The 17,836-nt window shown below is 67.4% G+C and carries 21 protein-coding genes and 1 tRNA gene; 12 read left to right on the top strand and 10 right to left on the bottom strand.

All coding sequences use genetic code 11. The annotated features are described in order from the left end of the window. Nucleotides 1–6 precede the first annotated feature (6 nt). The 3 genes from O5O43_RS03730 to O5O43_RS03720 form a co-directional block, all read right to left on the bottom strand. Nucleotides 7–282 (bottom strand): hypothetical protein, encoded by a 276-nt coding sequence (locus O5O43_RS03730; RefSeq protein WP_271085579.1) that lies wholly within the window; start codon nucleotides 280–282, stop codon nucleotides 7–9. 82 nt (nucleotides 283–364) lie between these two features. Further along, nucleotides 365–1,906: an amidase gene (locus O5O43_RS03725; RefSeq protein WP_271085578.1), complete on the bottom strand. Its 1,542-nt coding sequence runs from the start codon at nucleotides 1,904–1,906 to the stop codon at nucleotides 365–367. Next, nucleotides 1,843–4,086, bottom strand: a complete 2,244-nt coding sequence (locus tag O5O43_RS03720; RefSeq protein WP_271085577.1) for a S9 family peptidase — start codon at nucleotides 4,084–4,086, stop codon at nucleotides 1,843–1,845. The genes O5O43_RS03725 and O5O43_RS03720 overlap by 64 nt, the downstream gene beginning before the upstream one ends. A 93-nt stretch (nucleotides 4,087–4,179) precedes the next feature. Here O5O43_RS03720 and O5O43_RS03715 point away from each other — a divergent pair, with 93 nt between their 5' ends. From O5O43_RS03715 to O5O43_RS03705, 3 genes are read left to right on the top strand one after another with little or no spacing between them, the layout of a single operon-like run. Continuing rightward, entirely contained in the window at nucleotides 4,180–4,995 is an 816-nt protein-coding gene (locus O5O43_RS03715) for a ferredoxin--NADP reductase (protein ID WP_271085576.1), read from the top strand. Then, nucleotides 4,967–5,326, top strand: coding sequence for a chorismate mutase (locus O5O43_RS03710; RefSeq protein WP_271085575.1), 360 nt, complete (start codon nucleotides 4,967–4,969; stop codon nucleotides 5,324–5,326). Before O5O43_RS03715 ends, O5O43_RS03710 begins: the two co-directional genes overlap by 29 nt. Before the next feature lie 8 nt (nucleotides 5,327–5,334). Beyond that, the gene (locus tag O5O43_RS03705; RefSeq protein WP_271085574.1) at nucleotides 5,335–5,631 is read left to right on the top strand and encodes a DUF1330 domain-containing protein; all 297 of its coding nucleotides are present in this window, start codon (nucleotides 5,335–5,337) and stop codon (nucleotides 5,629–5,631) included. Here the strand turns inward: O5O43_RS03705 and O5O43_RS03700 are convergent. After that, complete coding sequence (locus tag O5O43_RS03700; protein WP_271085573.1) at nucleotides 5,628–5,981, bottom strand: Hpt domain-containing protein; 354 nt, start codon at nucleotides 5,979–5,981, stop codon at nucleotides 5,628–5,630. The genes O5O43_RS03705 and O5O43_RS03700 overlap by 4 nt on opposite strands. After that, entirely contained in the window at nucleotides 5,981–7,432 is a 1,452-nt protein-coding gene (locus O5O43_RS03695; protein WP_271085572.1) for an amino acid permease, read from the bottom strand. The genes O5O43_RS03700 and O5O43_RS03695 overlap by 1 nt, the downstream gene beginning before the upstream one ends. Before the next feature lie 163 nt (nucleotides 7,433–7,595). Here O5O43_RS03695 and O5O43_RS03690 point away from each other — a divergent pair. Then, a tRNA-Lys gene (locus O5O43_RS03690) sits at nucleotides 7,596–7,671 on the top strand. 189 nt (nucleotides 7,672–7,860) lie between these two features. On the opposite strand, the gene O5O43_RS03685 is transcribed toward O5O43_RS03690, so the two are convergent. Further along, the gene (locus O5O43_RS03685) at nucleotides 7,861–8,016 is read right to left on the bottom strand and encodes a hypothetical protein (protein ID WP_271085571.1); all 156 of its coding nucleotides are present in this window, start codon (nucleotides 8,014–8,016) and stop codon (nucleotides 7,861–7,863) included. Between the two features lie 55 nt (nucleotides 8,017–8,071). Here O5O43_RS03685 and O5O43_RS03680 point away from each other — a divergent pair, with 55 nt between their 5' ends. From O5O43_RS03680 to O5O43_RS03665, 4 genes are read left to right on the top strand one after another with little or no spacing between them, the layout of a single operon-like run. Further along, entirely contained in the window at nucleotides 8,072–8,824 is a 753-nt protein-coding gene (locus tag O5O43_RS03680; protein ID WP_271085570.1) for a histidine phosphatase family protein, read from the top strand. Further along, the gene (locus O5O43_RS03675) at nucleotides 8,821–9,696 is read left to right on the top strand and encodes an NAD(P)H-hydrate dehydratase (protein ID WP_271085569.1); all 876 of its coding nucleotides are present in this window, start codon (nucleotides 8,821–8,823) and stop codon (nucleotides 9,694–9,696) included. The genes O5O43_RS03680 and O5O43_RS03675 overlap by 4 nt, the downstream gene beginning before the upstream one ends. A 5-nt stretch (nucleotides 9,697–9,701) precedes the next feature. Then, a complete protein-coding gene (locus O5O43_RS03670) occupies nucleotides 9,702–10,274 on the top strand; it encodes a DNA-3-methyladenine glycosylase (RefSeq protein ID WP_271085568.1) in 573 nt (190 codons plus the stop codon). Further along, nucleotides 10,271–10,846: an arylesterase gene (locus tag O5O43_RS03665; protein WP_271085567.1), complete on the top strand. Its 576-nt coding sequence runs from the start codon at nucleotides 10,271–10,273 to the stop codon at nucleotides 10,844–10,846. Before O5O43_RS03670 ends, O5O43_RS03665 begins: the two co-directional genes overlap by 4 nt. 11 nt (nucleotides 10,847–10,857) lie before the next feature. Here O5O43_RS03665 and O5O43_RS03660 read toward each other — a convergent pair whose 3' ends face one another. Further along, nucleotides 10,858–11,166 (bottom strand): hypothetical protein, encoded by a 309-nt coding sequence (locus O5O43_RS03660; RefSeq protein WP_271085566.1) that lies wholly within the window; start codon nucleotides 11,164–11,166, stop codon nucleotides 10,858–10,860. Here O5O43_RS03660 and O5O43_RS03655 point away from each other — a divergent pair. After that, entirely contained in the window at nucleotides 11,165–11,536 is a 372-nt protein-coding gene (locus O5O43_RS03655) for a helix-hairpin-helix domain-containing protein (protein ID WP_271085565.1), read from the top strand. The genes O5O43_RS03660 and O5O43_RS03655 overlap by 2 nt on opposite strands. Nucleotides 11,537–11,632: 96 nt before the next feature. Here the strand turns inward: O5O43_RS03655 and O5O43_RS03650 are convergent, their stop codons facing one another. The 3 genes from O5O43_RS03650 to O5O43_RS03640 form a co-directional block, all read right to left on the bottom strand. Further along, entirely contained in the window at nucleotides 11,633–13,702 is a 2,070-nt protein-coding gene (locus O5O43_RS03650) for a glycoside hydrolase family 65 protein (protein ID WP_271085564.1), read from the bottom strand. Nucleotides 13,703–14,208: 506 nt separating this feature from the next. Next, nucleotides 14,209–14,376: a hypothetical protein gene (locus O5O43_RS03645; protein ID WP_271085563.1), complete on the bottom strand. Its 168-nt coding sequence runs from the start codon at nucleotides 14,374–14,376 to the stop codon at nucleotides 14,209–14,211. Next, nucleotides 14,376–14,558, bottom strand: a complete 183-nt coding sequence (locus O5O43_RS03640; protein WP_271085562.1) for a DUF3606 domain-containing protein — start codon at nucleotides 14,556–14,558, stop codon at nucleotides 14,376–14,378. Before O5O43_RS03640 ends, O5O43_RS03645 begins: the two co-directional genes overlap by 1 nt. 249 nt (nucleotides 14,559–14,807) lie before the next feature. Between O5O43_RS03640 and O5O43_RS03635 the strand changes: the two genes are divergently transcribed. From O5O43_RS03635 to O5O43_RS03625, 3 genes are all read left to right on the top strand, one after another. Next, on the top strand, nucleotides 14,808–15,332 hold the full coding sequence (locus tag O5O43_RS03635) for a hemerythrin domain-containing protein (protein WP_271085561.1): 525 nt from the start codon (nucleotides 14,808–14,810) through the stop codon (nucleotides 15,330–15,332). Between the two features lie 78 nt (nucleotides 15,333–15,410). Beyond that, nucleotides 15,411–16,424, top strand: a complete 1,014-nt coding sequence (gene galE, locus O5O43_RS03630) for a UDP-glucose 4-epimerase GalE (protein WP_271085560.1) — start codon at nucleotides 15,411–15,413, stop codon at nucleotides 16,422–16,424. Beyond that, nucleotides 16,421–17,737, top strand: coding sequence for a hypothetical protein (locus tag O5O43_RS03625; RefSeq protein ID WP_271085559.1), 1,317 nt, complete (start codon nucleotides 16,421–16,423; stop codon nucleotides 17,735–17,737). The genes galE and O5O43_RS03625 overlap by 4 nt, the downstream gene beginning before the upstream one ends. Nucleotides 17,738–17,836 lie beyond the last annotated feature (99 nt).

Here is a 17,836-nt window from a genome sequence, read left to right as displayed (position 1 = left end):
TGTCGCTTAGCTGACGTAGCCCGCGGCCGCCATGCAGCGATCATAGACGGACGACTGAGCCCGGCCGGCCGTGGCCAGACGGTTCAGACCCGCGCTCGGGTCCTGTCCCGCCAGCGCCGACGGGGCGTTGGCGGCGAAGGCCTGGCTCCCGGGGCGCGCTTCGACGGCCCCGGTCCGCGCCTGATCGAGACAGGCCATATGCCGCCCCGACGTGGAGGCTCGATCGGTCGAGGCGCAGGCCCCGAGCACTAGCAGCGCCGGCACGATCAACAACACCCGCATGAGCACCATCCTCTACCACAGGTTGACTGTCGCGCGACCCGAGTGGCTCTGCAAGCGTGGCCTTCACACCTGCGACGACCTGTCAGTTGGCCCGCGCCCGCCGCTGCTCGAACGCATAGCCCAGCGACAGGACCGTGGCGTCCTGCCACTTGCCGGCGATGAAGCTGATCCCGACCGGCATCCCGCGATCCATTCCCATCGGCACGGTCAGGTGCGGATAGCCGGCCACGGCGGCCAGGGTGCTGGACGAGCCCTGCCCCTCATCGTCGTCGTCGCGGTCGTTGGTCCACGCGCGTGAGGTCGTCGGCGACACCAGGGCCACGACATTGTTGGCGGCCATCATCCGGTCTATGCCCTCGGGCCCGGCCAGACGCTGGATCCGGTCGCGCGCCTCCACATACTCTGGATCGTCCAGTCCCTTGGTCGCTTCGGCGCGCTCGAACAGCTCCTGTCCGAACAGGACTGTCTCTCGCGGCTCGGCGGCGTTGAAGGCGATGACGTCGGCGAGGGTTCGGGTCGGCACCTGCGTCGGGTCGGTCGAGGCCAAATAGGCGTTCAGATCTGCCTTGAGCTCGGTCAGCAGAACCAGCAGTTGGCCGCCGCCGATCGCGCGCATGTCGGGCCCTTCGGCGACCTCCACCAGCTCGGCGCCGGCGTCGCGCATGGCCTGCAGCGAGGTTTCGAACGCCGCCTTCGTATCGTCGGAGAAGTTGTTCGCCAGGAACCGCATCACCCCGATCCGCGCGCCGCGCAGCGAGTTTGCATCCAGCGCGGCGACATAGTCGACCTTGCGCGCATCCGCCTCGGCCGTCGCGGCGTCGGCGGGGTCCGACCCGGCGATGGCGTTCATCACCCGCGCCGCGTGCTCGACCGTATCGGCGATCGGCCCGGCGGTGTCCTGCGAATGGCTGATCGGGACGATATGGGTGCGGCTGACCAAACCCACGGTGGGCTTGAACCCGACCACGCCGTTGACCGAAGCCGGGCAGACGATGGAGCCGTTGGTCTCCGTCCCGATGGCGACAGGCGCATACCCCGTTGAGACCGCGACCGCGCTGCCCGATGACGACCCACAGGCCGTCCGCGTGGTGTCATGCGGGTTGGGCGTCAGGCCGCCGACCGCGCTCCATCCGCTGATCGACCGGGTCGAGCGGATGTTCGCCCACTCCGACAGATTGGTCTTGCCCATGATGAAGAAGCCGGCTTCGCGCAGCCTTGTCACCAAGGGCGCATCGCGTCCCGGTGCGTTTTCGGCCAAGGCCAGCGAACCCGCCGTCGTCGGCATCTCGGCGGTCTCGATGTTGTCCTTCAAAAAGATCGGCAGGCCCTCGGCCCCACTCGCCACATAGGCGGCGACGTCGGTCGACGTAGCCCATCGGATCACCGAATGCGTCCACGCAGCATCCGCCTGGCAGTTCAGCATCATGGCCCCTGTATCTCGAGCGGCGGGCCCCTCGATGATCGTCAGGTGAGCGCAACGCGCCTCCGCACCGGCCGCCTGCTCCGCCAGCATCGGCGCCGTGTCCTGTGCGAACGCCGGCGCCGACAGTCCGGCGAGGATCAGTCCGCCGACGGCGCCCGCGATCCGATCGTGCGATCGAGGAAGTCGAGATACATGCGCCATTGTTGCAGCTGCCTTTCGTTGCCCCGCACCCCGTGCCTCTGGCCGGGATAGAGCATCAGTTCGAACGGAATGGATTTGGCCTGGAGCGCGTCGATGACCCGCGTCGAGTTCTCCAGGATGACGTTGTCGTCCGCCATGCCGTGCATCAACAGCATCCGGCCGGTCAGGTTGTCCAGGCGCGGGATGGCGTCGGCCTGGGCATAGCCTTCCGGATTGTCCTGCGGCGTCGACATGAAGCGCTCGGTGTAGTGGGTGTCGTAGAGGCTCCACTCCGTCGGCGGCGCCCCCACAGCGGCCGAAGCGAGACCCATCGCGGGCTCCGTGATGGCCCTCAGACTCATGAACCCGCCGTAGGACCAGCCCATCATAGCGATACGGCTGTCGTCCACATAGGGGAGCGACCTCAGATAGTTGGCTGCCAACACCTGATCCTCGATCTCAACGACACCCATCTGGCGATAGAGGCTTTGCTTGAACGCCGCCGAGCGGTCGCCCTCGCCCCGGTTGTCGAGGCGGAAGACGATGTATCCGGCCTCGGTCAACAGTTGATTGGTCGTCGATTGCCAGCCGCGCTTGACGCCCGCGCCGGTGCTCGGACCGCCATAGACCTGCATCACGACCGGATAGGTCTTCGTCGGATCGAAGTCGGGCGGCGTCTGCATGCGCCAGACCAGGGTCTCCCCGTGGCTCTGCAAGGTGCCGAACTCCGGCTCGCGCATCCGCGACACGAACGGGAAGAAGGGGTGCCCCTCGACCAGCCGGTTCTCCTCGATCCAGCGCACCCGCGTCCCGTCGATGCGGTAGAGCGCCGACTGCGGCGGGGTGGTCGGGTCGGAGTAGTCGCCGACATAGGCCGTCGCCGTCCGGTTCACCGAGGCGCTCCACCAGCCGCCGGCCGGAGTGATCGCCACAGGGGTCGTCGCCCGGTTCATGTTGGTGCGGAACAGCTGCTGCTCGATCGGCAGCTCGCGGGCGTCGCGCATCGAGGCGGTGAAGAACACCTCGCCCGTCCGCTCGTTGACGCCGTTCAGCGCCTTGACCGGCCAGTCGCCCGAGGTGATCGCCCGGACCTTCGTCCCGTCGGCATTGTACAGATACAGGTGTCGCCATCCGGTGCTTTCGTCCGACCAGATGAACCGGCCGTCCGAAAGCGCGCGGAAGTCGTCGGTCAGATCGACCCAGGCCTCCGACGTCTGGGTCGCGATCACGCGCGAGGCGCCCGTCGCCGGATCGACGCGCAGCAGGTCCAGCGTCTGCTGATCGCGGCTCTCGCGCTGAACGTAGAGAATCTTCCCGTCCGACGACCAGTTCACCCGGCCCAGATAGATGTCGGTATCGGTCCCCAGGTCGACCTTGACCCGACGTCCCGCGGCGACGTCCTGCACATACAGGTCGACGATGGCGTTCGGCCGGCCCGCGCGCGGGTAGCGCTGCTCGACCACGCTGGCCCCGCCGCCGGTGATGTCCAGGCGCGGTATGACGTCGACGGGGCTCTCGTCCGTGCGCTGCAGGGCGATGTATTTTTCGTCCGGGCTCCACCAGTAGCCGGTGTCGCGATCCATTTCTTCCTGAGCGATGAACTCGGCCGTCGCCCAGGTGATCAGGCCGTCGCCGTCCGTGGTGACCGCCTGCTCGTCGCCCGAGCTCAGGTTCATCACCACCAGATCCTGATCCCGCACGAAGCTGACGTAGTTGCCTTCGGGGCTGACCTTGGCGTCGATCTCGTCGGCCTCGGTTTCGGTCAGGCGGCGCACCGAGCCATCTTCCCGGTTGGCCAGGAAGATGTCGCCCTCCAGCGGCGCGAGGATGTAGCGCCCCTGTTCGTCCCACGAATATTCGACCACGCCGCGCTGCGAAATCCGCATCCGCTCGCGCCGGGCCTTCTCGGCCTCCGACAGCTCGCCGGCGTCGGGCACGAGGGCGCGCGCGTCGATCAGCTTGAACGGCTCCCCCTGCCCCGTAGGCGCGGCCCACAGGTCCAGCACCGAGACGTCGTCGTCGCGCGCTCTCAGGAAGGCGACCAGCTCTCCATCCGGTGACAGGCTGACCCCTTGGGCCACCGGGCCGTTCAGGCTGGGATTGGCGAACACCCGCTCCGGCGTGAGCACGGCGGGATTGGCTTGAGCGTAGGCCGAACCGGCCGTCAGGGCGAAGACGGAAGCAAGAAGAACTGTGCGCATGGGCGCGGACGCTAGTCTCAGAAATCGGCGCCGTCATCCCCCGACGTCGCACCGCCTTTCGCGAACCCCGCCGAGCCCCTATTACACCCCGCAATGACCGACGCCGCCCTCTCCCCGCCGCCTCCCAAGCCCTCCGCCTTCCACGAGCTCGAGGTTCAGTGGGTCCATCGCTGGACCGATCAGCTGTTCAGCTTCCGCGTCGCCCGCCCAGAGGATTTCCGCTTCCGCTCCGGCGAGTTCGTGATGATCGGCCTGCCGGGCGAAGCTGGCGGCAAGCCGGTGCTGCGCGCCTATTCCATCGCCAGCCCGTCGTGGGACGAGGAACTGGAGTTCCTGTCGATCGCCGTGCCCGACGGCCCCCTGACTTCGCGTCTGGTGAACATCCAGCCCGGCGACAAGGTCCTGATGGGCAAGAAGCCGACCGGCACACTGGTGCTGGACGCCCTGACCGGCGGCGAGACCCTGTGGCTGATCGGGACCGGCACGGGTCTGGCCCCCTGGCTCAGCGTCGCCCGCGACCCCGACACCTACAGCCGCTTCGCCCGCGTCATCGTCTGCCACACGGTCCGCAACATCGCCGACCTCTCCTACCGCGACTTCCTGACCTCGGGCATCCACGACGATCCCCTGATCGGCGACGAGGCGAAGGCTCAGCTGACCTACTATCCGACCGTCACCCGCGAGGACTTCGAGACGCCCGGCCGGATTACCGACCGCATCGCGTCCGGTGCGATCTTCACCGACCTCGGCCTGCCCCACGGCTTCTCGCCAGAGCGCGACCGGGTCATGCTGTGCGGCTCCATGGCCATGATCAAGGATACCGCCGAACTGCTCGAAGGCTTCGGCCTGAAAGAGGGCTCGAACGCAGAGCCCGGCGACTATGTTCTGGAGCGCGCCTTTGTCGGCTGAACACCACCCCCAGATCGTGGCCGTCGACGCCCGTGTCGATCCCGCCGCCTGCACCACCATGGTCGAGGTCCGTCAGGGCGTCGACGCCCTGGACCGCGCCCTCGTCGCCCTGCTCGCCGAGCGCCAGCGCTACATGGACGCCGCCGCCCGCATCAAACCCAACCGCGACGCCGTCCACGATCAGGCCCGCATCGAGGACGTGGTCTCGAAAGTGCTGGTCAGCGCCGAGGCCCACCACCTGTCGCCCGACATCGCCGAGCCGGTCTGGCGCCTCTTGATCGACCGCTGCATCGCCCATGAGTTCTCGGTCTACGACCGCACGCGCAGCTGAGGTCCGCCATGCCCCTCGCCTACGAAGTCCACGAAATCGTCGTCTCCGATCCGGAGGCCTACGCCGAATACGCCAAACTGGCGGCTCCGACGGTCGCTGCCCACGGTGGCCGCTACATCGTGCGCGGCGGCAACGGGACGGCCATCGCCGGAGAAGCCCCGGCCGCCCGCGTGGTCATTCTTGAGTTCCCGGATCGACAGACGGCCGTCGCCTGGCGCGCCTCGCCCGAATACCAGGCCGCTCTCCGGATTCGCGAAGCCGCCTCGACGTCGCGCGTCTTTCTGGTCGACGGGTTCCAGTCCTAGCCTTTCAGGCTCCGTAGCATGAGCTCGTGCCGCCAGGCCGCCACATCGGCGAGTGCCTGATCCATCGCGTCCCTAACGTGATCCAACTTGGCCGGCGCCACGGCATTCTCCGCCGCCTCGGCGTCGGCGCAGACCTCCGCCAGCCGTCCGGCCCCGATCCCCGCCGCCGCGCCCCGAATCGTGTGCACGGCGTCGCGCCAGCCCTCGATCCGGGCGTCCAGCATCTGCGACCACATCTCGGCCTGCTGCACGAACAGGCCGAGGATCTCCTCCGCGACCCCGTCGTCGCCGCCGGTCACCGCGTCCAGCACGGCGAAGTCGACAGCGCCCGACAGGTCGCGACGGGACATCAGGCGGCCTGGTCAGGGTTCTTGGCCAAACGCGCATTCCGCGCCGACCACAGGAAATAGACCAGCAGGCCGCCGAGGTTCCAATACAGGAAATACAACTGGGTCCTGGGCTGCAGGCTGAAGAAGAAGACGATGCAGCCGATCACCGTGATCGCTCCGACCAGCCACCAGACCGGCGCCCGGAAGGTCCGCACCCGGTTCGGCTCGCGCAGGCGCAGGACGATCAGGCTGACCCCTACCGCCGCAAAGGCCGCCAGTGTCCCGGCATTGGCCAGCGACGCCAGCTCGTCCAGACGCATCACTCCCGCCAGCGCCGCCACCACGATGGCGGTGAAGACCGTCACCACCGCCGGCACGCCACGCGACGAGATCTTGGCCAGTGAGGTCGGCAACAGGCCGTCGCGCGCCATGCCCAGGAAGATGCGGCTCTGGCCGAACAGGAAGGCCAGCAACACGGTCGGCAGGGCGATCACCGCGCTCGCGGCGATCCACTGCGCCGCCGTTCCCTGCCCCATCTCGCGCAGAATGAGAGCCAGAGGTTCGGGGCTGGCCGCAAAGCTTTCAACCGGACGCGCGCCGATCGCCGCGGCCGCCACGACCAGATAGAGGGCCGTGCAGATCAGCATCGAACCGACGATGCCGATGGCCAGGTCGCGCTCGGGCTTCTTGGTCTCTTCCGCCGCCGTCGAGATGGCGTCGAAGCCGTAGAAGGCGAAGAAGATGATCGCCGCCGCCGCCATGACGCCGGTCTGCACCACCGGCTGGCCGGTCAGGGCCTCCTGGAACGGCAGGGTCGGAGACCCGAAGCCGTTGGGCATGAAGGGGGTGAAGTGAGCCGGATCGAACGCCGGAAGCGCGATGGCCACGAAGACGATCAAGGCCACGACCTTGATCACCACCAGCACCGCATTGAGCGTCGCGCTCTCTCGGGTGCCCAGCAGCAACAGACCGGTCACCACGCCGATGATCGCCACGGCCGGCAGATTGATCAGCCCGCCCTCGACATGAGGTCCGGTCGTTAGCGCCATCGGCAGGTCGATACCCAAGCCGGTCAGGAAGCCGACCGCATACCCCGACCAGCCCACGGCCACGGCCGACACCACCAGCGAGTATTCGAGGATCAGGCTCCACCCCACGACCCAGGCGATCAGTTCGCCCAGCACGGCGTAGGAGTAGGTGTAGGCGCTGCCCGCCTGCGGCATCATGGTCGACAGCTCGGCATAGGCCAAGGCCGCGCAGGCGCAGACCAGACCCGCCAGTGCGAAGGAGATCAGCACTGCCGGTCCGGCCAGTCCGGCGCCGACGCCGATGAGGGTCAGGATGCCGGTCCCCACGATGGCCCCGACGCCCAATGCCAGCAGGTGGGGCCAGCTGAGCGTCGCCTTCAGCCTTGGCCCGTCCGAAGGCTGGTGCATCGCATCGATCGACTTGCGCCGGTTCCAGAAGGCCATTCACTCGCTCCCCGATGACCCTTGCCGGGCCGATTCCGGGCGAACCCTAGACCGCCCTGCGACGATCCGAAACACCGGGCGGAAAAGCCTTGCATCCCACAGCCGATGTCTCTATCTCCGCCCCCTTCGCCGGACGTCCCTGACGCCCGCGCGACGATGGTACGGGTGATTAGCTCAGTTGGTAGAGCAGCTGACTCTTAATCAGCGGGTCGTAGGTTCGAACCCTACATCACCCACCATCGTCCCTTTGATCTCCAAAAGCTTCTTCGGTTTCAGAACACGCTTGCCGTTCTAGCTTGGCCTTGGATGACAGCGGCTTGGGCTCTTTGGTCTGTTCCGAAAGCGACATTGGACCCCGGACGCGCCAAGCGTGTTTGCTCTCCATGGCTGACAAAACACCTGCATCTTCTGGTCTCGTGGTAGGCGGATTAAGCGGCGTCGACGACGAACTGCTTGAGGACGGCCAGGAAGAGGTGTTCTCGCGTGCCGAGGTCGAGGCCGGGCGAATAGAACACGACGTTAGGGCTGGAGGGGACTCCGGTGTTCCCGGCGACGGCGCGCAGAGGCCGCCGGCCTCTGGCCACGGCTCGAAGTGAGTCCGCGAGCGTTGGTCTGGTCTTGCTGTCGGGAGCGCCTGAGATGACCTCACCCTGGCCTGATCGCCTCTGGATTGTCCGCCACGGACAAAGCGCCGGCAACGTCGCCCGAGACCGCGCCCATGCGGCCGGGCTTGGAGAGATCGATCTCGACATCCGGGACGTCGATGTTCCCCTCAGCGACCTCGGCCACGAACAGTCGGAGGCGCTTGGCAAATGGTTCGCTGGCCTGCCTCGCGACGAACGTCCGACCGTCGTCCTGACCTCGACCTATCTGCGCGCCCAACAGACGGCGACCGCCATCGCCGAGGCCGGCGGTCTGGCCCGCGACGACCTCGCCTTCTGCATCGACGAACGTCTGCGGGAACGCGAGTTCGGCATCCTCGATCGCCTGACCACCGCCGGCATCGAAGCGCGCTATCCCGAGCAGGCCGAAGCGCGACGGCGACTGGGGAAGTTCTACCATCGTCCGCCGGGCGGAGAGAGCTGGTGTGACGTCATCCTTCGTCTGCGGGCCGCACTCGATACATTGAGCCTGCACCATCGCGACGAGAGGGTTCTCATCGTCGGCCATCAGGTGGTGGTCCTGTGCCTCCGCTATCTGCTGGAGGGACTGACCGAGGCCCAGATTCTCGCCATCGACGCCGAAGGCGACGTCGCCAACTGCGGCGTCACCACCTATGCCCGCAAGCCCGACGGCGGGCTTGAACTCGAAGGCTACAATTTCGTCGCGCCCTTGGTGCAGGAGGGCGCGCCGGTGACGACGGCTCCGGACGCCAAGGTGGCTGCCCGGTGACCGCCGTCCTCGACATCGCCGCCTTGGCCGCTCATCCCCTCCCCCGGCTGCCGGTCGCCGGCGACAAGGAGGATCGGGGGGCCGTATTTGTGGTCGGCGGGGACATGGTCATGGCCGGCGCCTCCATCCTGGCGGGCGTCTCGGCCCTGCGCGTCGGGGCCGGCAAGCTTCAGATTCGAGCCGATCGCACAGCCGCTGCGGCCATGGCGACGACGGTCCCGGAAGCGAGGATTGTCGTCTCCGCGTCGAGGATAGCCGCCCCCTTGATGACGCCTGCCGCCTCCGCCTCCGCTCTGGTGCTGGGCCCGGGCATGGACACCGGCGACGCTGAAAGGCGGTTGGCCGTCCGCCTTCTGAGTCACGCTGGCGACGTGCCCGCCGTCGTCGATGCCGGCGCATTGCCCGTCCGGCGCGAAGCCGGGCGTTTCGCCGGGATCGCCAGGGGCCGCATCGTCCTGACGCCGCACGCCGGCGAGATGGCGTCGATGCTCGGATGCGACAAGGAAGCCATCAAAGCCGACCCTTTGGCCGCAGGTCGAGAGTCGGCCTCGATGTTCCAGTCGGTCATGGTGATGAAAGGGGCGACCACCTACGTCATCTCTCCGGATGGGACCGCGTGGCGTCATGAAGGCGGTGTCGCGGGCCTTGGAACGTCCGGATCCGGCGATGTCCTGGCAGGGGCCGTGGGCGGCCTTCTGGCGCGCGGCGCGGCTCCGGTCGTCGCCGCCCTCTGGGGCGTCGTCCTTCATGCAGAGGCCGGGGCCGCACTGGCCGCCGCCGGGGCTCCACTCGGCTTTCTGGCGCGAGAGCTTCCGGACCAGTTGCCGATCGTTCTGGCGCGAATCTGCGCCACGATCGAGGCGGCCGACTAGAGGTGGTGAAAAGCCTGTCCGATGTCCTGGCGAAGCCGGCCCCGCAGGCGGCGCGCGACCTGATCGGCGCGACCCTTCTCGTGGACGGGGTGGGCGGGATCATCGTCGAGACCGAAGCCTACGACCGTCTCGATCCGGCCTCCCATAGCTTTCGCGGGCCGACGCCTCGAAACGCCCCGATGTTCGGCCCGATCGGCCGGGCCTATGTCTACAGGATCTACGGTCTGCACTGGTGTCTCAACATCGTCTGCAATTCCAAGGCGGCTGGCAGCGCTGTCCTGATCCGCGCCCTCCAGCCCCTTCAGGGACTGGAGATGATGCTGGAGCGCCGAGGCAGTCGCCCAACCAACCAGCTCTGCGCCGGCCCCGGACGTCTGTGTCAGGCGCTCGGCGTCACCAGCGCGCTGAACGGACTGCCGATCGACGAACCGCCCTTCTCCCTGACCTCGGGCGCGCGGGAGCCTGTCGTGAGCGGACCTCGCATCGGCATCCGGCACGGCGCAGCGACCCCGTGGCGGTTCGGCCGGCCGAGCTCGCCCTACCTCAGTCGTGCGTTCGTGAGCCCAGCGCAGTCATGACTCGCCCTATCGTCACCCTCCTCGGCGATTCCATCTCCGCGGGCTACGGGCTTCGCGCGAGCGAGGCCCTGCCCGTCAGACTGCAGGCGGCGGTGGCGGCGTGCGGTGTGGACATCAAGGTCGTCGGGGCCGGCGTCTCCGGCGATGCGATACGCGACGGCTTGAGGCGGCTGGATCGATCCGTGGCCAAAGAGACCACGCTGTGCGTCGTGGCGCTCGGCGCGAACGATCTGATGCAGTCGATCCCGCTCGAGCGAATGCGAGCGGACCTCGACGCCATTCTCGCCCGCCTCCGCGCTCGGTCGATCCCCGTGCTACTGTGCGGAATGCGTGCTCCGCCCTGGCTCGGCGCCCGGGCCCAAGCCTTCGACGCCGTCTTTCACGACGCCGCCCGCGCACATGGCGTGGCGCTCTATCCCTTCCTGCTTGAGGGTGTGGCTTTGAACCCGATGCTCAGCCTGGCGGACCGGATCCACCCCAATGCGCGCGGCATCGAGATCATCGCCCGCAATCTCGCACCCCACGTGATCGCCGCCCTGCGTCCGGCCGTCGCGGACCTTTCGCAGGCCTGACCGACGAAGGGTCAGACGGCTGCGGGCATAGCCGTTGCATCCGATTGATGCAGAGCGTCCAGCACGGCGCCGAACAGCTTCATCGCTTCCCAATCGCTCATGGTGTCAAAATCGCGGGAGACGGTCAGGGCGTTGAGCGAACGCACGGTCTCGGTGCACGGGGCCCCGTCCACCGGCGCCTCTTCCCGCACCCACTCGGCGATCGCGGCGATCGTCTGAAGCGCCTCCTGCTCGGTCATCTGGCTGCCGTCCAGGACCGCCACGGCGGCGATCTCGCCAATCTCCCGCAGGGCGCGTCGACAGGTCTGGGGATCGAGCATGGCCATCCTCCTGAAACTCGCTCAATCGCGGCGGGTTCACGTTGTTGGCGTCGCAGCGCCATCGTCGGCGACGAAGGTCCCCAAGGAACATGACGTCGCTGAAGCGCTTTCTTCCAACCATTTTTCGGGGCTGAACCACAGACAGGGATCAAAAGAAATGATCGATCTAAACACCGCCAGCGCCGCCGATCTGGACTCCGTTCCTGAGCTCCAGGGCCATGGCTTCGAGATCGTGCGGTATCGCGAGGAGCGCGGTCGATTTGACGAGGTGCGCCAGCTTGAGGAAGTGCCCGGTCTCGCCGGGAAATGGGCAGGAGCAGAAAAGACCGTCGCAGTCGGCGACGGCCCCAAAACCCAGTCGTCCGACTGAAAGAACGACATGGCCGTGAGCGCATTTGTCTGGCCTTGCCTCCGCCTCGGTTGATCGCCGATTGCTATTCGGGGTTCGGGCCAATGAGCCACGGCATCAAAGCGGGATCAGCTCCGCGCGGTCCGCCCCGTCCCGGGCGACGAGGCGCATCGGCCTGCCCCGGATCCACACGCGACCGATCTCGATGGCGGTCCAGCCGCGAGGCAGGACGACGGGGCGGTGCGCCCATTCGCGGGGATCGCCGTCGTCGACGCGGATGCCCGGCAGGCCGAACATCAGGCCCATCAGCATCCCGCCCAGATTGGCGAAGAAGGGCCCGGCCCTGACCGCGCTGTCCGGATGGTCCGGCCGGTACTCCAGACACTGGTGAAACCGGCCCTGATCGTAGGCCGCGTATCCTTCTTCGAAGAGTTTAAGCGCCAGGTCGCGATCGCCCGCCATTGCGGCCCAGGTGGCGTAGAAGGCTGGGAACATCGGGGCGCCCACATATTCGGACCAATGCTCCAGATAGAAGTCGAGCGTGCTTTGACTCTCACGACTGCCGGCCGGATGGTCATAGGGGAAGAGACCCGCCAGCGGCGACGGCGTCGCTCCCTTGGGCTCGGAGATCCTGAACCCGTCATGCGCGGCGATGACGCCGTCCGAGCGCACGGGCAAGTAGAGCGCCTCTTCGACCCGACGCCAGGCTTCGGGCGCCGCCCGTCCCGTCTGTTCGGCGGCCCGGATAGCGCGGCGGAGGACACATCCGGCGGCCATCAGGGTGAAGGCGTCGTTGTCCGGTGGTTCCGGCACCTCGGCAGGCCCGGTCGCCCTCAGAAGCTCGAAACCCCGGTCGGTGCGCGTAACACGGCTGACGATCCAGTCCGCCACGCCCGACAGAACCGGCCAGGCGTCTTCGTCCAGGAAGGCGGGGTCGCCCGTCACATCGGCGTAGAGACCAAAGGCTCGCGCGGTGTGCAAGGAGCCATGATCCTCGTGCGCCGCCCCGTCGCCGCCGCCCGGCGAGGCCTCTTCCCCTGACAGAGGGGCGGCCTCCCACGGAAACTGCAGTCCCCGACGGCCCGACAGGCGCGCGTTGCCCCTCGCCGCCTCCAGACCCCGCGTCCGGAAGTCCAGCATGGCCCGCGCCGCCTCCGGCTGGAGGAAAAGCAGGGGCGGGACGCAGAAGGCGTCGATGTCCCACATCACGTGCCCAAAATAGTATGTGTAGTCGTGCCAGGTCGCGAGGCCGAAGATCGACGTCGCGGCCGGTGACGCCGGGTGGGTCGAACAGTTCAGATAGAAGACGGCCGCATCGATGATCGCCTGATGTTCGGCCGTCGCCCCGTGGACGACGATCCGACCGTCCCAGAGGTCCGCCCAGGCCGCGCGGTTGCGTTCTCTGAGACAGTCGAACCCGGTCGCCCTGGCTCGGGCGACACGCCGCACGGCCTCTTCGTCCGGGCGTTCATGGATAACCGAGGGCGCCACACCCGCCATTTGGCGGAGCCGGATCGGGCGGTCCGAGCGCCCGCGCACCCGATAGTCGGTGCGGATCGGACCCGTCACATCCCAGGTCCGCACGCTCCGTTCGGCCTCGCCGCCAAGAATCTGCGTGACGAGGGCGAGGCCGCAGCTGCTCAGGCCGCCCTCCGACGCCCAGAGCATGGACCCGTCGCAAACGGGGTCCGGCTCCCCCGGGGTATCGGTCCGACGGCGGACGACCCCGCCTCGCACGCCCGCCGTTTCGATCACCGCTCGGAGCTCGACATCGCAAGGCCTATCGGGCTGCACGGAGACCTCCTGCAGAACGATCGACGGCGCGGTGCGACTGGCAAAGGTCAGGACAGTCACCTCGGCCGTCGTTCCGGCCGCCTCGAAGCGGAAGCTGCTGGTGAGTTCGCCGGTGGCGAAGTCGTAACTCTGGCGCAGGTCGGATACGCCGGTCGGCTGGTCGCTGAGCCAGACGCCGTCGAGGGCTAGATCCCCGGCCAGTGGGTAGGGCGCCGGAGCCGCGGCCTCGATCCGCCGTTCCGGATGCTCGCCCGCGAAGCCGCTCACGATCATCATTCCCGCCTGCAAGGGCTGCTCTCGGACGCGAAGTCCCACCAGGCCGTTGCCGACATAGGCCGGCAGGTCGCCGTTGCGGGGACCTCGCGCCTGCGGCGGGCTGATGGGATGGGTCATCGTTTGCGGGCCAAGGAGACCATCAGGCGGTCCCTCGACGCCGCATCTGCGAAAGACATTCGCTCTTAGGGACAGGTTTGCGCCCAAGGTCGATATTCGGCGCGAACGATCGCTCCTCGCGAGGCGCGGACGCCCCTTTAGTTCGGGCGGTTTCAGACCACCGCTCAGGCGTAATCGAGACTTGGCCTGAGTTTGAGATCCGATTTTTGCCGGGGTCGGCAACGCTCATCGAAGCCTCCTTCAAAACTGCCTTCATGCTGCTGGTGGCGACGGTTCAGGCGTTCTAGGGTCGACCGTGATCCCGAACCGCGCGCTCCTCCTCCGTAGCCGGAGCCCCGTCGTCGTCAGGCGCGCGGGTTTCTCCGGCCCCTGAGCCCGGCCCCCCGGCCGTCCCAGCGAGCGTCGCGCGCTGACGCGGAGAGGGAGACGGTTCCCCGACCCTCTCCTGGCCGATGCCTCGGTTGGCCTCGCCGGGGTCGCCTTGGGGGCCGCCTTGGTCACGAGGGTTAGTCATGTCCGGTCATCCCCTTGGAGGGATCGTTCGACGGGGTGCCGGGGTCCGCGTCCGGAGCCTTGGCGCTTCGCAGCTTGACCCAGGCCAGCACCCCGCCAAGCAGGAGGGGACCGCCAATGATGACGAGGCCCCAGGGCCAAGCCTCCCATGCCCCGTCCATCAGCGCCCCCCTCCGAGCTCGCGCTGGACGTCCTCGGCCCGGGCGCCGACGCGCGCGACCGCATCCCGAAGCGCTTTTTCGGTTACTCCGAATTTGGCGGCCCAGTCCCGGACCTCATAATCCTCCGAAAGGCTGATGAGTTTTCGATCCAGGCCGCCCGAGCGGGTCTTGTCGTCTGACATGAGTGTCTCCTTCCACGCGAACAACGAGGCGGGCGACAGCGCCGTTCCTAAGTCTCGAGGTCGACACAGCCGCCACGGGCAGCTGGATGAGCCAAAGTTCCGACAGGCCATCAAGCCCCGTCCACGCTGCCCAAGCCTCAGGTCGGGCAGTCGCCACAGCGGCGCTGCAGCGCACAAAGTCGGCTCCGTGACAGAGGAACGATCGTGGTTCCGCGGGCTTCTCTCGGCCTCAGCTCATCGGAAAAATCCATGTCCATCATCGACAAGATCGCCGCCGCCGTCACGCCCCAACCCGACGAAGACAAGCGGGCGGAAGCGACGGCGGAAGCGCGCGCCGCGGCGGCGCCGGGCGACTGGTTGAGCCTTGTCATCGATCACCACGACCAAATCCGCGAGGCCTTCACGACTGGCAAGCTCGCCAAGCGCGCCGCCGACCGGACTGCGGCCATGAAGACGTTGGCTCTCGTGCTCAACGGGCATTCGCTCGCCGAAGAGATCGTCCTGTATCCCGCCCTCGGCCACGCTGACGAAAAGGCTCACGCGGCGCAGGCGTATCTCGAACAGACCGTTGCCAAGAACCAGATGGCCGAGTTGGAGCGTATTCCTCCGTCGGACGAAGCCTGGCTCGACAAGTGGGAGCATATCGAGGGTGCGGTCCTGACCCACATGTATGAAGAAGAATCAGGCTGGTTCCTGGAGCTGCGCGAGAAGGCCGAGGATCAGGAAAGACTGACGCTGCGCTATGCCGAAGAATACCAGCGGTACGTGGGCTGATGTCCAGGCGAGCCATCCTGGAGTGTCGTCCGCTGGGTTCCCCCTCGACCCCCTCCACCTGCGGCTGGAGCTGACACGGTGGGCGATACAATCCTCGTGACGGGCGGCGCCGGCTATATCGGCTCCCATACCTGCAAGGCCTTGGCCCAGGCCGGGCTCGAACCCGTTGTCTATGACGACCTCAGCAATGGTCACGCCCAGGCCGTGAAATGGGGTCCGCTGGTCCAGGGCGATGTTCGGGACCGGGAGCGGCTGGCCAGGACGATGAGCGACCACAAGGTCGTCGGGGTCATCCATTTCGCCGGGCTGATCGAGGTCGGACGGTCGATGCACCGTCCTGACTTGTATTGGGATCACAACGTCAACGGCGTCGCGGCCGTGCTGTCCGCCATGCGGGACAACGGCGTGGCTCGGCTGATCTTCTCGTCGACGGCGGCGGTCTATGGAACGCCCGCCGGCCTTTCGGCCCTGTCCGAAACCGACGTGCTGAACCCGATCAATCCCTATGGCGACAGCAAGCTGGCGGGCGAGCGGATGATCGCCGCCAACTGCGCCGCCTTCGGCATGGAGGCGGTCGCGCTGAGATACTTCAACGCCTCTGGGGCCGATCCTGACGGTGAACTCGGCGAGGCGCACGATCCCGAGACGCACCTGATCCCTCTGGCCATAGAGGCGGCGCTTACCGGCTCCCGTCCGCTGACGGTGTTCGGGCGAGACTTCCCGACGGACGACGGATCCTGCGTGCGGGACTACATCCACGTGGCGGACCTGGCGCGGGCGCACGTCCTGGCGCTGGGCCTATCCACCGTGGATCAGGGCTTCGAGGCGATGAACCTGGGTCGGGGACAGGGCACGTCGGTGCTGGAGGTCATCGAGGCCGTTGGACAGGCGTGCGGCCGGCCTCCTGTCTACTCGGTTGGGGACCGCCGTGCCGGAGATCCGCCGATCCTGGTCGCCGATCCCGCACGCGCGATGAAGAGATTGACCTGGAAGCCAGAGATTTCCGACTTTCAGACCATCGTCGACACGGCGGTGGCATGGAGACTGAACCGACGTTTCGGCGGCATCACCACGCTGCCGGCTGCGGCATGAGCGCGCCCCGGCCGGTGCTGTGGGGCGGGCATGAATGCACCGTGAACCGGATCGGCGACGTCTGGAGCGACCAGACGCGGCTGACGGGTCACCATGATCGCATCTACGACATCGATCGCTTCGCCGACCTGGGTCTTCAAGCCATTCGCTATCCAGTGCTGTGGGAGCGCACGGAGACGACGCGCGGCCAATGGGACTGGACGTGGTCGGACTTGCGGCTGATCCGACTGCGCACCCTGGGCCTTCGACCGATCATCGGCTTGATCCATCACGGCTCCGGTCCTGCCTGGACCGACCTGCTTGACCCCGGCTTCGCGGAGGGTCTGGCCGAACACGCCCGGCGCACGGCGGAACGCTATCCGTGGGTCCGCGACTGGACGCCGGTCAACGAGCCGCTGACCACCGCCCGCTTCAGCGCCCTGTATGGCCACTGGTATCCGCATCTGCGCGATGAGCATGACTTCTGGCTGGCCCTGCTGAACCAGATCGACGCCACACGGCTGTCGATGCGAGCCATACGATCGGTCGTGCCTAACGCACGCCTGATCCAGACCGAGGACTTCGGCGCGACCTACGGCACCGACGCTTGCGCATCGCAGGCGCGGTTCGAGAACGACCGACGTCTGATGACCTGGGATCTCCTGTGCGGCCGGGTTCGGCCGGGCCACGCCCTGTTCGAACGCCTTGCCGGACTGGGCTTCGAGGAGAGGTTGGCTGTCATAGCGGCCGATCCGTGCCCGCCCGACGTGATCGGGATGAACCACTATGTCACCAGCGACCGGTTCCTCGACCACCGGCTGGAGCGATACCCGGAGCATACGCACGGCTCGAACGGCGAGATGGCTTACGCCGACGTCGAGGCGGTCCGGGCGATGGAACACCGTCTCGGAGGGTGGCGCGACCATCTCACCACGCTCTGGTCGCGGTATCGCCTGCCCCTCGCTGTCACCGAATGCCACCTGGGGTCCGATCCTCACGAACAGATCCGGTGGTTCGACGAATGCTGGCGAGCGGTCTGCGACCTGACCGAAGAAGGCGTGCCGGTCGAGGCGGTCACGGCCTGGTCTCTGCTGGGCGCGGTCGATTGGGACAGCCTTCTGACATGTCGACAGGACCACTACGAGCCGGGCGCTTTCGATATCTCGTCGGGCGCTCCGGTCGCTAGAGAGTTCGCAACCTGGCTGAAAGGTCTGGCGGATCGGCGGAGCGACAAGGACGGCGCGCCCTCTGGCGACGGGTGGTGGTCCAGAGACGATCGTCGGTGCTTCCATCCCGAGCGGGGGGATGCCGCGAATGCGCCTTTGGCCGCATGACCCGATCAGGCTCGGCCCGAACCCAAGGCGCAGAAGCGCTGTCAACTGCAACACCCGGGAACACACGCAGGCCTGACGTCTGCTCGGTGCACCCGACCG

Source organism: Brevundimonas sp. NIBR11 (assembly GCF_027912535.1).
Lineage (GTDB): Bacteria > Pseudomonadota > Alphaproteobacteria > Caulobacterales > Caulobacteraceae > Brevundimonas.
The sequence above is the reverse complement of the archived record's forward strand: the minus strand, read 5'-3'. Positions and strand labels throughout refer to the sequence as shown.

What these genes read in the sequence shown, in the direction of transcription:
- O5O43_RS03730 (WP_271085579.1), bottom strand. Translation starts at nt 282, where the DNA reads ATGCGGGTGTTGTTGATCGTGCCGGCGCTGCTAGTGCTCGGGGCCTGC.
- O5O43_RS03725 (WP_271085578.1), bottom strand. Translation starts at nt 1,906, where the DNA reads ATGGCGCATGTATCTCGACTTCCTCGATCGCACGATCGGATCGCGGGC.
- O5O43_RS03720 (WP_271085577.1), bottom strand. Translation starts at nt 4,086, where the DNA reads ATGCGCACAGTTCTTCTTGCTTCCGTCTTCGCCCTGACGGCCGGTTCG.
- O5O43_RS03715 (WP_271085576.1), top strand. Translation starts at nt 4,180, where the DNA reads ATGACCGACGCCGCCCTCTCCCCGCCGCCTCCCAAGCCCTCCGCCTTC.
- O5O43_RS03710 (WP_271085575.1), top strand. Translation starts at nt 4,967, where the DNA reads ATGTTCTGGAGCGCGCCTTTGTCGGCTGAACACCACCCCCAGATCGTG.
- O5O43_RS03705 (WP_271085574.1), top strand. Translation starts at nt 5,335, where the DNA reads ATGCCCCTCGCCTACGAAGTCCACGAAATCGTCGTCTCCGATCCGGAG.
- O5O43_RS03700 (WP_271085573.1), bottom strand. Translation starts at nt 5,981, where the DNA reads ATGTCCCGTCGCGACCTGTCGGGCGCTGTCGACTTCGCCGTGCTGGAC.
- O5O43_RS03695 (WP_271085572.1), bottom strand. Translation starts at nt 7,432, where the DNA reads ATGGCCTTCTGGAACCGGCGCAAGTCGATCGATGCGATGCACCAGCCT.
- O5O43_RS03680 (WP_271085570.1), top strand. Translation starts at nt 8,072, where the DNA reads ATGACCTCACCCTGGCCTGATCGCCTCTGGATTGTCCGCCACGGACAA.
- O5O43_RS03665 (WP_271085567.1), top strand. Translation starts at nt 10,271, where the DNA reads ATGACTCGCCCTATCGTCACCCTCCTCGGCGATTCCATCTCCGCGGGC.
- O5O43_RS03655 (WP_271085565.1), top strand. Translation starts at nt 11,165, where the DNA reads ATGGCCATCCTCCTGAAACTCGCTCAATCGCGGCGGGTTCACGTTGTT.
- O5O43_RS03660 (WP_271085566.1), bottom strand. Translation starts at nt 11,166, where the DNA reads ATGCTCGATCCCCAGACCTGTCGACGCGCCCTGCGGGAGATTGGCGAG.
- O5O43_RS03650 (WP_271085564.1), bottom strand. Translation starts at nt 13,702, where the DNA reads ATGACCCATCCCATCAGCCCGCCGCAGGCGCGAGGTCCCCGCAACGGC.
- O5O43_RS03645 (WP_271085563.1), bottom strand. Translation starts at nt 14,376, where the DNA reads ATGGACGGGGCATGGGAGGCTTGGCCCTGGGGCCTCGTCATCATTGGC.
- O5O43_RS03640 (WP_271085562.1), bottom strand. Translation starts at nt 14,558, where the DNA reads ATGTCAGACGACAAGACCCGCTCGGGCGGCCTGGATCGAAAACTCATC.
- O5O43_RS03635 (WP_271085561.1), top strand. Translation starts at nt 14,808, where the DNA reads ATGTCCATCATCGACAAGATCGCCGCCGCCGTCACGCCCCAACCCGAC.
- O5O43_RS03625 (WP_271085559.1), top strand. Translation starts at nt 16,421, where the DNA reads ATGAGCGCGCCCCGGCCGGTGCTGTGGGGCGGGCATGAATGCACCGTG.